11 protein-coding genes and 1 pseudogene are annotated in these 12,299 nt (G+C 69.9%); 8 read left to right on the forward strand and 4 right to left on the reverse strand.

Going from position 1 to position 12,299, the window contains the following annotated elements; translation table 11 throughout:
* Both HHX35_RS33770 and HHX35_RS33775 read right to left on the reverse strand, forming a co-directional pair.
* Window positions 1-250, reverse strand: a pseudogene (locus HHX35_RS33770) (glycoside hydrolase family 11 protein); the annotation flags it as partial.
* A gap of 345 nt (window positions 251-595) precedes the next feature.
* Entirely contained in the window at window positions 596-994 is a 399-nt protein-coding gene (locus HHX35_RS33775; RefSeq protein ID WP_182902710.1) for an ACT domain-containing protein, read from the reverse strand.
* A 303-nt stretch (window positions 995-1,297) separates the two neighbouring features.
* Here HHX35_RS33775 and HHX35_RS33780 point away from each other — a divergent pair, with 303 nt between their 5' ends.
* Window positions 1,298-1,834 carry an adenylate kinase gene (locus tag HHX35_RS33780; RefSeq protein WP_182902711.1) on the forward strand — a complete coding sequence of 179 codons (537 nt, stop codon included), beginning with the start codon at window positions 1,298-1,300 and terminating at the stop codon, window positions 1,832-1,834.
* A gap of 517 nt (window positions 1,835-2,351) precedes the next feature.
* On the forward strand, window positions 2,352-3,911 hold the full coding sequence (locus tag HHX35_RS33785; protein WP_182902712.1) for an alpha-L-arabinofuranosidase B: 1,560 nt from the start codon (window positions 2,352-2,354) through the stop codon (window positions 3,909-3,911).
* A gap of 187 nt (window positions 3,912-4,098) precedes the next feature.
* Here the strand turns inward: HHX35_RS33785 and HHX35_RS33790 are convergent, their stop codons facing one another.
* Entirely contained in the window at window positions 4,099-5,214 is a 1,116-nt protein-coding gene (locus tag HHX35_RS33790) for a hypothetical protein (protein WP_182902713.1), read from the reverse strand.
* On the reverse strand, window positions 5,211-5,549 hold the full coding sequence (locus HHX35_RS33795; RefSeq protein WP_310739487.1) for a PadR family transcriptional regulator: 339 nt from the start codon (window positions 5,547-5,549) through the stop codon (window positions 5,211-5,213). The genes HHX35_RS33790 and HHX35_RS33795 overlap by 4 nt, the downstream gene beginning before the upstream one ends.
* Before the next feature lie 127 nt (window positions 5,550-5,676).
* On the opposite strand from HHX35_RS33795, the gene HHX35_RS33800 reads away from it, so the two are divergent.
* From HHX35_RS33800 to HHX35_RS33825, 6 genes are all read left to right on the forward strand, one after another.
* Window positions 5,677-6,246: a TetR/AcrR family transcriptional regulator gene (locus HHX35_RS33800; protein ID WP_182902714.1), complete on the forward strand. Its 570-nt coding sequence runs from the start codon at window positions 5,677-5,679 to the stop codon at window positions 6,244-6,246.
* Between the two features lie 53 nt (window positions 6,247-6,299).
* Entirely contained in the window at window positions 6,300-7,475 is a 1,176-nt protein-coding gene (locus tag HHX35_RS33805) for a GDSL-type esterase/lipase family protein (protein ID WP_182902715.1), read from the forward strand.
* A 285-nt stretch (window positions 7,476-7,760) separates the two neighbouring features.
* A complete protein-coding gene (locus HHX35_RS33810) occupies window positions 7,761-9,002 on the forward strand; it encodes a sodium:proton antiporter (protein ID WP_182902716.1) in 1,242 nt (413 codons plus the stop codon).
* Window positions 8,999-10,348: a TrkH family potassium uptake protein gene (locus HHX35_RS33815; RefSeq protein ID WP_182902717.1), complete on the forward strand. Its 1,350-nt coding sequence runs from the start codon at window positions 8,999-9,001 to the stop codon at window positions 10,346-10,348. The genes HHX35_RS33810 and HHX35_RS33815 overlap by 4 nt, the downstream gene beginning before the upstream one ends.
* Before the next feature lies 1 nt (window position 10,349).
* The gene (locus tag HHX35_RS33820) at window positions 10,350-11,003 is read left to right on the forward strand and encodes a TrkA family potassium uptake protein (RefSeq protein ID WP_240808668.1); all 654 of its coding nucleotides are present in this window, start codon (window positions 10,350-10,352) and stop codon (window positions 11,001-11,003) included.
* A gap of 230 nt (window positions 11,004-11,233) precedes the next feature.
* Window positions 11,234-12,274 carry a PP2C family protein-serine/threonine phosphatase gene (locus HHX35_RS33825; RefSeq protein WP_182902719.1) on the forward strand — a complete coding sequence of 347 codons (1,041 nt, stop codon included), beginning with the start codon at window positions 11,234-11,236 and terminating at the stop codon, window positions 12,272-12,274.
* Window positions 12,275-12,299: the final 25 nt, after the last annotated feature.

The raw sequence follows: 12,299 nt of genomic DNA on the forward strand, positions 1-12,299 counted from the left end.
CGGTGTTGCGCCAGGAGGTGCTGTAGTTCCCGCCGGACCCCAGATCCATGGAGACCGTGCCCTGGCTGTCGGTCCAGAACGAAAAGAAGTAGCCGTTGTTGGTGCCGGTCTGGTTCGTGGTGACGGCCGCGTGGGCGACGCCGGGCAGCAGCGCCACGGCCGCGGCCAGCGCCACGGCGCAGGCCCGGACGACGAGCAGCCTGAGGCCGCCGCGTCTGCGGCCTGACCAGTGAACGGGAGCGTCGATCATGCGCGCTTCCTCCTCGTGAAGGCTGACGGGGGCAGGCGGCCTACGACGACTCGGCGGAGCCGTAAATGGGCGGGTCGCGGCCACCGCACGTCAGTGCCGTACGCCTCCGAAAACTATCGGAGCTTTGTCGAAAGTATCGGACCGCGCTCGCACGATTGTCAACGATTCCCGTAACGCCGGCGAAATCTTAGAATGGAACAGATTGGCATTATCCCTGTTCAGACGCCACTTTCTGACCGTTGCGGATTTCTGTGGACACAGTCAGAACGCAGGTCAGAGCCTTTGAAACTTTCAGATCCCGGCTGTGCCACACCCGCCAGCCGTCCTGCACCGTAGCGTCCGGTGTCAGGTGGAGCGTCGCGTGAGGCCCTCCAGCACGGCCACCGCCTCGGCGGCACGTGCGTACGGCACGAAGAGATGGTCGTGGTGGAAACCGGCGACGACGTTGCAACTCAGGCCGGCGGCCGCGAGCTCCCGTGCGACGGCGGCGGTCAGGCCGACCGCCTCCAGCGCCGAGTGGACGCGCAGCGTGATCCAGCCCGCGACGTACTCGTACGCCAGCCCTGCGGCGTCGGCCTCCTGCTGCGGCAGGACCAGTGTCAGGCCCTCCTCCTCGGCGACCGTGACGACGGGACCGACGCCGGGAGGGATTGCGCCGTCGACGGTGGTGAACACATAGCGGCCCGGGTTGAGCCGCGGGCGCATGGTGCTCAGCAGAACGCGCAGGTCGGTCTCGCCAGTCACACCCAGCACCGTACAAGTGGCCCGCACACCGGCCGTGGAAGACCGCGGCGACCATGGCCGAGTTCCGACGAAGGTCGCGTCGATCATGCCCGACGCGTACCGGGCGCTGACCGTCATCGTGCCCAGCATGCCGAGCGGAAGCTGGGCCAGGATCACTCCGACGTACACGGCCACGATGATCCCCGTGGCGGCCTGATCGCTCGTGCGGGCCGGATCGCAGCGCGCGATGACGGTGGAGGCGCGGACGTCCCTTCGCCAGCCGGGGAGCGCTGAGCACTTGGAGATCGCTGGTGGAATGTCACCGTGGACAGAGTGCTGATCGCGGGCATCTCCGGGGCGGGTAAGACGACGATGGCCAGGGCCCTGGAGCGGCGGCTCGGGCTCCCCCGTCACGAACTCGACGCGTTGCACCACGGGCCGGGCTGGACGAAGCGGCCGGAGTTCGAGTCCGACGTCGACGGCTTCTCGTCCGCGCCTCGCTGGGTGACGGAGGACCAGTACCACTCCTTCCTGGACGACCTGCTGTGGGAACGGGCCGACACCGTCGTCTGGCTCGACCTCCCGCGTCGCACCGTGATGCACCGGGTCGTACGCCGCTCGCTCGCCCGCGCCGTGTCGAGGAAGGAGTTGTGGAACGGCAACAGGGAGAGCGTGCGGGACTGGGTCGACCCCGGGCACCCCATCCGCTGGGCATGGTCACAGCACGAGCGGAAGCGGACGACCACGCTGGAGCGCATCGGCCGACATCCGCATCTCACCGTCGTACGGCTGCGCACGGCAGGACAGGCCCGCCGCTGGCTCGCCACGGTGGGCGCCCCCGGCGCGGCCGGGCGACCGTGATCCCGGATGTTATCTATAACATTTTCGGCCTGCCATTTAGGTCGGGAACGACAGGATGAGCCGCCCGCAGGCGGCGGGCACGGCGGGCGTCTGCCGTCACTGTGGGGGATTCCGGCGCACCCGTCAAGACCGGAAAATGGTCGAGCTGCGGCGCACGGGCATCGGTCGTGAAACTTTCACGGCTTTCCGTTCAAGCCCCGCGCGACCGGCCGGATCCAGGCGTCACGACGGCGGGGCGAGCATCGCGAAATCTCCATTGACCAGGAGTAACACGGGGCCGATCACCCCGCACAGTTCGCGGCGTCCCGTCCGGGAAGTCAACCCCGGACGAGACCCGGGCGGCGCACGCGAACGTCCTCTCCGCAAATTCGGGCCTTGACGGAGACGGGTCAGACGCCAAAACTGAGCGCACCGATCCCCGTGCACGACTGTGAAACGGCGGGCTCACAGCTGCAATTGTTAGCGCTAACACCTACCGATCAGAGACACCCCCCACCAGGAAGGCACGAAAGCCATCATGATTTTCCGATTAGGGCATCTGAAAAGGGCGGCGCTGTCCGCGGGCGCGGCGATCACACTCGCCGCCGGCCTGCTGGCCGGCCTCTCCGCACCGTCGGAGGCCGCCACGCAGGGGCCGTGTGACATCTACGCCGCCGGTGGCACGCCGTGTGTTGCGGCGCACAGCACGACCCGCGCCCTGTACGGCAACTACAACGGCTCGCTCTACCAGGTGCGCCGTTCCTCGGACAACGCCACTCGTGACATCGGCGTGCTGAGCCCGGGCGGCGTCGCCAACGCCGCCGCGCAGGACTCCTTCTGTGCCGGCACCACCTGCCTCATCACGATCATCTACGACCAGTCCGGCCGGAACAACCGCCTCACCCAGGCGCCTCCCGGCGGGTTCTCCGGCCCGGCCGCGGGCGGCTACGACAACCTCGCGGTCGCGACCGCGGCGCCGATCACGGTCGGCGGGCAGAAGGCCTACGGCGTCTACGTGGCCCCCGGCACCGGCTACCGCAACAACAACACCAACGGCGTCGCCAAGGGCGACCAGCCGGAGGGCATGTACGCCATCTTCGACGGCACCCACTACAACGGCGGCTGCTGCTTCGACTACGGCAACGCCGAGACCAACAGCCGCGACAACGGCAACGGCACGATGGAGGCCATCTACTTCGGCAACATCAAGGTCTGGGGCTACGGCGCAGGCAACGGCCCCTGGATCATGGCAGACCTGGAGAACGGCCTGTTCTCCGGCGTGAACCAGCACTACAACGCGGGTGACCCGAGCATCAGCCACCGGTTCCTGACCGCCATCATCAAGGGTGAGCCCAACCACTGGGCCATCCGCGGCGGCAACGCCCAGTCGGGCAGCCTGTCGACCTTCTACAACGGGGTGCGTCCCAACGTCGCGGGCTACAACCCCATGAAGAAGGAAGGCGCCATCATCCTCGGCATCGGCGGCGACAACAGCGTCGGCGCCAGGGGCACCTTCTATGAGGGCGTGATGACGTCCGGCTACCCGTCGGACGCCACCGAGAACGCCGTGCAGGCCAACATCGTCGCCGCCGGATACTCGACGTCGGGCGGCAGCAACCCCGGCGGATCGCTCACCCCGGGTTCGTCGATCTCGCTGCGCGCGACCACGCCCGGCTACACCGACCGCTACATCCGGCACCAGAACGACAACGCCGTCACGTCGGTGATCACCTCCTCCAGCTCCTCGCTGGATAAGAGCGACGCCACCTGGATCGTGCGCAGCGGCCTGGCCAGCGGCTCGTGCGTCTCGTTCGAGTCGAGGAACTACCCCGGCGACTTCCTGCGGCACCGCAACTACCAGCTCTACCGGCAGTCGAACGACGGCAGCTCGCTGTTCGCCTCCGACGCCACCTTCTGCCCTCAGACGGGGAAGAACGGTCAGGGCACGTCGTTCGCCTCCTACAACTTCCCGACCCGGTTCATCCGCCACTACAACAACACCGTCTACATCGCCAGCAACGGCGGCTCGAACTCCTTCGACAACGCCACCGCATGGAACGACGACGTGAGCTGGGTCGTCTCCCAGCCCTGGGCGTGAGCCCTCCGGCATGAACGGAGCCGCCCCCGGCCGACGGGGGCGGCTTCCGTCTTTTGCCGTCATCCACGACACCGAGGGCTACTACGAGCCTCCCGGCCCCGGCCGTGTTCCGCATCAGGCGCGCCCGGGAGGCGGTTTCTTGGAGAAGGAACGCCTCGATGTACGGCCCTGACGGCGCGGCCGGTCGTCATCCGGGCTGCCCGCGCACCTCCGTGAGGCCTCCGTCCACCGCCCGCAGTGCCCGTACGCCGATGACGACGAGCGTGATCCCGCTCGCCACGAGCACGGCCAGTTGCAGGGTCGCGGCGAGGCGGGTCGCGTCGGCCACGCCCAGGGGCCATGTGGTCGCCCGCGCGAGCGCGACGGGCACGGTGAGGATCGCCGCCGCCAGTGCCACGGGCGCGACGGGCCGCCCCGGCGTCCAGCGCCGGATCACGCACCACACCGCGACCGCCAGCAGCGACAAGCACGCGAGGCCCGTCGTGTCGACCCACATCCAGACCGGTATGAGGAGCCGCTCCGAGATCGTCCCCGCCCGCGTCGCCGCCCCGAGCACACCGACGACCAGGGAGAGCAGGAGGCCCACGGCGATCGGGAGCACGAGCATGAGCAGGGCCGGCCGCACGGGCAGGCGGGGCGGCGGCGCGTCGCGGTGGAACCCGATCGCCAGCGCCAGCACCGTGACCACGGCCGGAAGGGCCGAGCAGGCCCAGCGCACCGCGCTCTCCCATCCGAGGATGAACGGCGGCGCCGGCACGTACGGCACGACCAGGGCAGCGATCGCCGCCGCCTTGGCCGTGCGGGCGCGGCCTCGGACGAGCGCGCCCAGGGCGGCCACCCACAGCAGGGGCGTCAGGTCCGCCAGCACGAGCCGCATCCGATCGGGCGATCCGGGATCGCCGATGCCCATGACCCCGTCAGGCAGAGCATCCACGGGGATGCCGTACGTCAGCACCGCCTGCCCGGCGTACAGGCCGGCGAGCACCGTCCAGAAGACGAGGCCGAGCAGGGCGGCCCGGCGGACCGCCTCACCCCAGAGGTAGGACCCGGGCGGCGATCCCGGACCGCCCAGCCGCAGCCGCAGCGCGAGCGCGGCCACGCTGGCGATCTCCAGGAAACGCGGACGCTGGTCGTCGTTTCCGGTCCGCCCGGGCTGGGCGCCTTCCATGAAGGCCGAGACCATCTCCTCCTCGCGCTCGGCCCGGTAGGACGCAGGCAGCAGCCGCAGCCACCGCCGGTAGCGCTCCTCGAGCACGCCGCGTCCACCGCTTCGCTCGCCGTGCCTGCTGATTCGCTCGCTCATGCCAGCCCTCCCGCCTGCCTGAGCCGCAGCCGATCGACGGCGCGGCGCGCGTTGTCGGCCAGCCGTACGGCCTCCTCTTCCAGCGCCCGCGCCCCCTCGTCGGTCAGCCGGTAATAGCGGCGCAGCCGTCCCTGCCGCACCTCCTCGCGGTCCGCCTCCACGAACCCGTCGGCCGCGAGCCGGTCGAGCACTCCGTACAGGGTGCCGATCTTGAGTTGAACGCGCCCTCCGGAGAGCCGCTCGACCTCCTGCGCGATGCCGTAGCCGTGCCGCGGCTCGTCGACGAGTGCGGTGAGAACGAGGAACGCCGGTTCCGTCATCGCCCGTGCTGTCACGTACTCAGCATATATCGGCAGACATGATATTCAAGCCTGCCGGACATCCGCGGCGACATCCATCCATGATTTGCCTAAATATGTTAGGCAAATCCATAATGAGTTCAGGTGAAGCAGGGAGAGGGTTATGGCGCGGGCGGGGCTGACCACGGAACGCCTGATCAGGGCGGGGGCGGAGCTGGCCGACGAGGTCGGCTTCGACCAGGTGACGATCTCGGCGCTGGCCCGGCGATTCGGCGTCAAGGTCGCGAGTCTCTACTCGCACCTGAAGAGCTCCCAGGACCTGAAGACCGGGATCGCCCTGTTCGCGCTGGAGGAACTCGCCGACCGGGTCGCGGACGCGCTGGCCGGGCGCGCGGGCAAGGACGCCCTGGCCGCCTTCGCGGACGCCTACCGCGGCTACGCCCGGGAGCATCCCGGCCGCTACGACGCCGCCCGGCACAGGCTCGACCCCGAGACGGCAGCCGCCAGCGCCGGCGTCAGGCACGCACAGATGACGCGGGCCATCCTGCGCGGCTACGACATCGCCGAGCCGGACCAGACACACGCGGTCCGGATGCTGGGCAGCGTCTTCCACGGTTACGTCAGCCTGGAGATGAGCGGAGGCTTCAGCCACACCGCCGTCGACCCGGAGCAATCCTGGTCCTGGATCGTGGACTCCCTCGACATCCTGCTGCGCAACCGGACCACGCCCTGACCACCACCGGCGCGGCGGAACACTCCGGCAATCCCGATCAACAGGTTGAGACGATGAGCATCGAGCACGACTGGATCACCACACCCGTCACCCCGGACATCCTGCTCGGCGCCCTCGACGCGGAACGCACGGCGCACGGCCTGCTGCCGCACCGGCTGCCCGCCTGGGCTCGCCGGCAGATCCCCGACGGGCAACTGGCCATGGCCGAGGCCCAGCCGTCCGGCGTACGCCTGGCGTTCCGGACCCGGGCCACCACCATCGAACTGGACACGCTGCCCACCAAGAGGGCCTACCGGGGTCTTCCCGCCCCGGCAGACGGCGTATACGACCTGCTCGTCTACGGCCGCCTCACGGCCCAGGCCACGGTGACCGGCGGCAACGTCCGCCTGATCGACATGGCCACGCAGTCCGCCGAGCTGCGCGAAGGACCTCCCGGCACCGCCCGGTTCGCCGATCTTCCCGCGGGTGACAAGAACGTCGAGATCTGGCTTCCTCATACGGAGATCACCGAACTGATCGCCCTGCGCACCGACGCCCCGATCGAGCCGGCGCCGGACAGCGGACTCAGGGTGTGGCTGCACCACGGCAGTTCCATCAGCCACGGCTCGAACGCCGCCCACCCGACCGCCATCTGGCCGGCCCTGGCCGCCGCCCTGGGCGAAGTGGAGCTGATCAACCTGGGGTTCGGCGGCAGCGCGCTGCTCGACCCGTTCACCGCCCGCGCGATGCGGGACACCCCCGCCGACCTGATCAGCGTCAAGATCGGCATCAACATCGTCAACGGCGACGTGATGCGCCTGCGCGCCTTCACCCCCGCGGTCCACGGCTTCCTCGACACCATCCGCGAGGGGCATCCGGCCACGCCGCTGCTGGTCGTGTCCTCCATCCTGTGCCCGGTCCAGGAGGACACCCCTGGCCCGCTCGCGCCCGACTTCGACGGCGGGACCGTGCGGTTCAAGGCCACGGGCGACCCCGCCGAGCGCGCCGCCGGGCGTCTGACGCTCAACGTCATCCGCGACGAACTCGCCCGGATCGTGCGGCAGCGGGCGGTCGACGACCCGAACCTGCACTACCTCGACGGCCGCGACCTTTACGGCGAGGCGGACTACGCGGAACTGCCGCTGCCCGACGAGGTGCACCCCGACCCCGCGGGACATCGCCGCATCGGCGAGAACTTCGCCCGCCTCGTGTTCGGCGCCCGCGGCCCATTCGCCGTTACAACCGGCTGACCGAAATCCCGGCGGGCCGGCCGGCTCGCCGGCAACGTGATCGGCGGCGTCGCGGAGCTGACGAACCTGTCGTTCGCCGCCGGCTTCATCGGGGTCGCGGGCCGACACCGCCCGATCGTGCCACCGGTTGAGAGCCTTGATGTGCCTGGTGGGAAATGTGCTGTTACGGTAGGCCGCGGTGTGCCGGGAAGTCGGGTCGGCGGACGTGGTCCCGTTGCCCGCACGGAGGTTCTCGGTGGTATCGCAGACGCCCCGCCAGGATGGCACGCATGAGGCGGGCCGCCAATGAACGTTCTGCTGCCGGCCTTCGCCGGTGTCCTGCTGCTGGCGGTGCTGCTGTCCAGCCTGGCCAACCGTACGATCCTGTCCACCGCGGCGTTGTTCCTGGTCGCCGGGTTCCTTCTGGGCGACGGCGTGCTCGGCGTGATGCCCATCGCCCCGGACGACGAGATCGTCGGCACGCTGGCGGAGCTCGCGCTGTTCGCGGTGCTGTTCACCGATGGCATGCGGGTCGGCTGGGCCGAGCTGCGCGAGGCGTGGAAGCTGCCCGGCCGGGCCCTGGGCTGGGGGCTGCCGCTCACGCTGCTGGTGACCGCGGTGGGCGCGCACTACCTGGTCGGGCTGGGCTGGATCGAGTCGCTGCTGATCGGCGCGATCCTCTCGCCCACCGACCCGGTGTTCGCCGCCGCGCTGGTCGGCAACGAGAAGGTGCCGCCCCGGCTGCGCCGGCTGCTCAACGTCGAATCAGGCGTCAACGACGGGCTGGCGCTGCCGTTCGTGATGGTGTTCCTCGCCGTCGCCGCCGGATCGGACAATCTGCATCTCGGTGAGCTCGCCCTGGAGCTCGGCGTGGGCGTGCTGATCGGCGTGGCCGTTCCGTGGCTGGCGATCAGGCTGGAGCGCACCCGCTGGTTCTCCGCCTCCACCGCCTACGAGCCGTTGAACGCGCTGGCGATCGGCCTGCTGGTGCTGGCGCTGGGCAAGGCCACGCACGGCAACCTGTTCCTGGCCGCCTTCTGCGCCGGCATCACGGTGGCGACGTTCGGCGAGCGGCAGCGCGAGTCGTTCGAGCACTTCGGCGAGCTGATCGCCGAGCTGTTCAAGCTGGGCGCCCTGCTGGTGTTCGGCGCGCTGATCAGCCCGGCCCTGCTCGGCTCGGTCGGCTGGGCGGGCTGGGTCTTCGCGATCCTGGCGCTCATCGTGGCCCGGCCGGTCGCCATCTGGGTGTCCTTCCTGGGCTCGCGCCTGGGCGTGCGCGAGCAGGCCGCGGCGGCGTGGTTCGGGCCCAAGGGCTTCGCCTCGGTCGTCTACGGACTCATCGTGCTCGCCTCCGGCATCGCCGCCGCGCAGCAGGTCTTCCAGCTCGTCGCGGTCACCATCGTCGCCTCGATCCTGCTGCACTCCTCGACCGACATCCTGGTGGCCCGCTGGTTCGACGACGAACGCGAGGTCCCCGCCTGGTACGGCGCCGCCCGTCGCCTGCGCGGACGCGTACGGGGCCGCGACGACGGAGAGAAGCCCACATGAGGCTGTTCTGGGCCATGGTGGCGCGTTTCCACCAGCCGGCGCAGGTCATCACGACAGTGTTCGGGGTGACGGTCCTCCTGGGGACCGCCCTGCTGTCCAGTCCGCTCGCCACGACCTCGGGGAAGCCCGCGGACTGGATCACCGCCCTGTTCACCGCGACGTCGGCGGTGTGCGTGAACGGGCTGACCGTCGTCGACACGGCCACGCACTGGTCGGTGTTCGGCGAGGCGGTCATCGCCGTCCTCATCCAGGTGGGCGGCCTCGGCATCATGACCCTGGCGACCGTCTTCACCCTGCTCGTCTCCCGCAGGCTGGGCCTGCGGGCCCGGTTGTCCGCGCAGGCCGAGACCAGGGTGCTCAACGGCAGCGACCTGCGGCGCGTGGTGGGCAAGGTCGTGCTCTTCAACCTGCTCTGCGAGGCCGTCGTGGGAACCGTTCTCACGCTCAGGTTCGTGCTCGGGTATGGCGAGCCCGTCGGGCGCGGCCTGTATCTGGGCCTGTTCCACGCGGTCTCGTCGTTCAACAACGCCGGTTTCGCGCTGTGGCCCGACAGCCTGGTCAGGTTCGCCGCCGATCCGTGGGTCTGCCTGACCGTCGCGACGGCGGTGATCGTGGGCGGGCTCGGCTATCCCGTGGTGTTCGAGCTGCGCCGTTCCTGGCGCCGCCCCGGCCGCTGGTCGCTGCTCACCCGCATCACGCTCACGGTCACCACCGTCCTGCTGGCGGGCGGCACTCTGGTCTTCCTCCTCACGGAGTGGACCAACCCCCGCACGCTCGGGCCGATGGACGGGCAGGGCAAGCTGCTCGCCGCGTTCTTCACCGCCGTCATGCCACGCAGCGCCGGGTTCAACAGCCTCGACATCACGCAGATGCATCCCTCCAGCTGGCTCGTCACCGAGCTGCTGATGTTCGTCGGCGGCGGCAGCGCGGGCACCGCCGGCGGCATCAAGGTCACCACGCTGGGCCTGCTCACGTTCATCGTCTGGGCGGAGCTGCGCGGCGAGAGCCGGGTGAACATCGGCCACCGCCGGCTCACCGAGGCGGCACAGCGACAGGCGGTCTCGCTGACCGCGCTGAGCGTGGCCCTGGTCGCGCTGTTCACCTACGTCCTGCTGGTGCTGACGCCGCACTCCCCGGACCGGGTGCTCTTCGAGGTCGTCTCCGCCTTCGGCACGACCGGACTGTCCGTCGGCGTCGTTTCCGCCGTCTCCCCCGCCGCGCAGGTGCTGCTCACGCTGCTGATGTTCGTCGGCCGGATCGGCCCGCTCACGCTGGGCTCCGCCCTGGCGCTCAAGGAGCGCACCCGCCGCTATGAATTACCCGAGGAGGACGTCATCGTTGGCTGACATGAGAAACGACCCCGTGGCCGTGATCGGTCTGGGCCGCTTCGGCACCGCGCTCGCCCTGGAGCTGGTGCGGCGCGGCACCGAGGTGCTCGCCATCGACCACCGCCCCAAGGTCGTGCAGAGCCTCGCGGGCCAGATCACGCACATCGCCACCGCCGACGCCACCGACCCCGAGGCGTTGCGCCAGCTCGGCCTGCCGGACTTCTACCGCGCGGTGTGCGCCATCGGCAGCGACCTGGAGGCGAGCATCCTCACCTCGTCGCTGCTGGTGGAGATGGAGATCAACGACATCTGGGCCAAGGCCGTCAGCCAACAGCACGGCCGCATCCTCAGCCGGATCGGCGTCCAGCACGTGGTCTTTCCCGAGTACGACATGGGTGAGCGCGTGGCCCACCTGGTGAGCGGGCGGATGCTCGACTACATGGAGGTCGACGAGAACTTCGCCCTGGTCAAGACCCTTCCGCCCAAGGAGTACGTCGGAGTCCCCCTCGGCGAGTCCAGCCTGCGCCGCAAGTACGGGGTGACGGTGGTGGCGGTCAAGCGGCCGGGCGAGGAGTTCACCTACGCCACCGCCGAGACCGAACTCGGCTATGGCGACGTCATCATCGTGTCCGGCCGCACGGACCAGGTCGAGCGCTTCGCGGAGCTGCCGTGACGGCATGGGGGGAAGTCCGGATGTCCTGCTTTACCGGCCGCCGCGTCACGAATTCGAGTAACGTCACTACTCGTAGTGATCAGGTGGGGCCCGCCGCGACTTGACCGACCGGCCCGAAATGGTGTCATCCGTCGCGGACATCGGGGAGTGCCTTGTTCACTACGCGGGAAGAAGTAAAGCCATCAGGAAAGGAATCTCGTGCTGACGTGGGGGCCGGCTATGGAGTCGCGATGAGTTCCCAGAGCGTCCTGCGTGCGTTGCCGTTCATCGCGATTCTCCTCGTCATTGTCGTCGACCTGGTCAGTGGGCCCGGAGTCGGCTTCCTGCCGCTCCTCACCCTGGGCCCGACCTTCGCCTCGGTGGCGGGCGGCGTGCGCCGCACGGCCCTGGTGGGCCTGCTCGCCCTCGTCATCTGCATCCCCCTCGCCGTCTACGACGGTCTCCTCGGCAGGCCGCAGAACAACCTCACGATCGCGGCGATCATCGGCGTCACCGCCGCGAGCATGCTGGCCAGCAGGCTGCGCAACCGGCGGGAGCGCGAGCTGGCCAACGTCCGCCTGGTCGCCGAGGCGGCCCAGCGGGTGCTCCTGCGCCCGGTCCCCCGCCGCGCCGGCGACCTGCGGGTCGCGCTCTCCTACACCTCCGCCGCCGCGGAGGCCCAGATCGGCGGCGACCTCTACGAGGTGGTGACGACCCCGGAGGGCGTACGGATCCTCATCGGCGACGTGCAGGGCAAGGGTCTGGAGGCGGTCGAGACCGCGGCGTGGGTGCTCGGCGCCTTCCGCGAGGCCGCCTACGACCAGTCTGAACTTTCCGCAGTGGTCGAGCGCGTGGAGACCAGCCTGGCCCGGCACCTGAGCGGCGAGAAGTTCGTCACCGCCATACTCGCGGAGGTCCACGACGGGGAGATCTCCCTGCTCAATTGCGGCCACCCCGCCCCTCTCGTGCTGCTGCGCGATGGCGGCGTCCACTTCGCCGAGCCGCAGGAGGAGGCCCTCCCGCTCGGGCTCGGCGCGCTCGGCTCGCCGCGCCCGAAGCCGCACCGGGTGCCGTTCGGGGACGGCGACCAGATCCTCTTCTACACCGACGGCGTGATCGAGGGTCGCGACCGGCAGGGCCGCTTCTACCCGCTCGCGGAGCGGGCGCATCTGCTGCGGGGCGCCGATCCGCAGATGGCCCTCGACGAACTGCGCGCCGACCTGCTGCGCCACGTCGGCGGCCCGTTCCCCGACGACGCCGCCATGCTCCTGCTGCGCCGTCATCCCGGATAAGCCCGGCAATCCGGATAAGCCCGGC

The organism is Microbispora sp. H10830, assembly GCF_014161375.1.
Taxonomy (GTDB): domain Bacteria; phylum Actinomycetota; class Actinomycetes; order Streptosporangiales; family Streptosporangiaceae; genus Microbispora; species Microbispora catharanthi.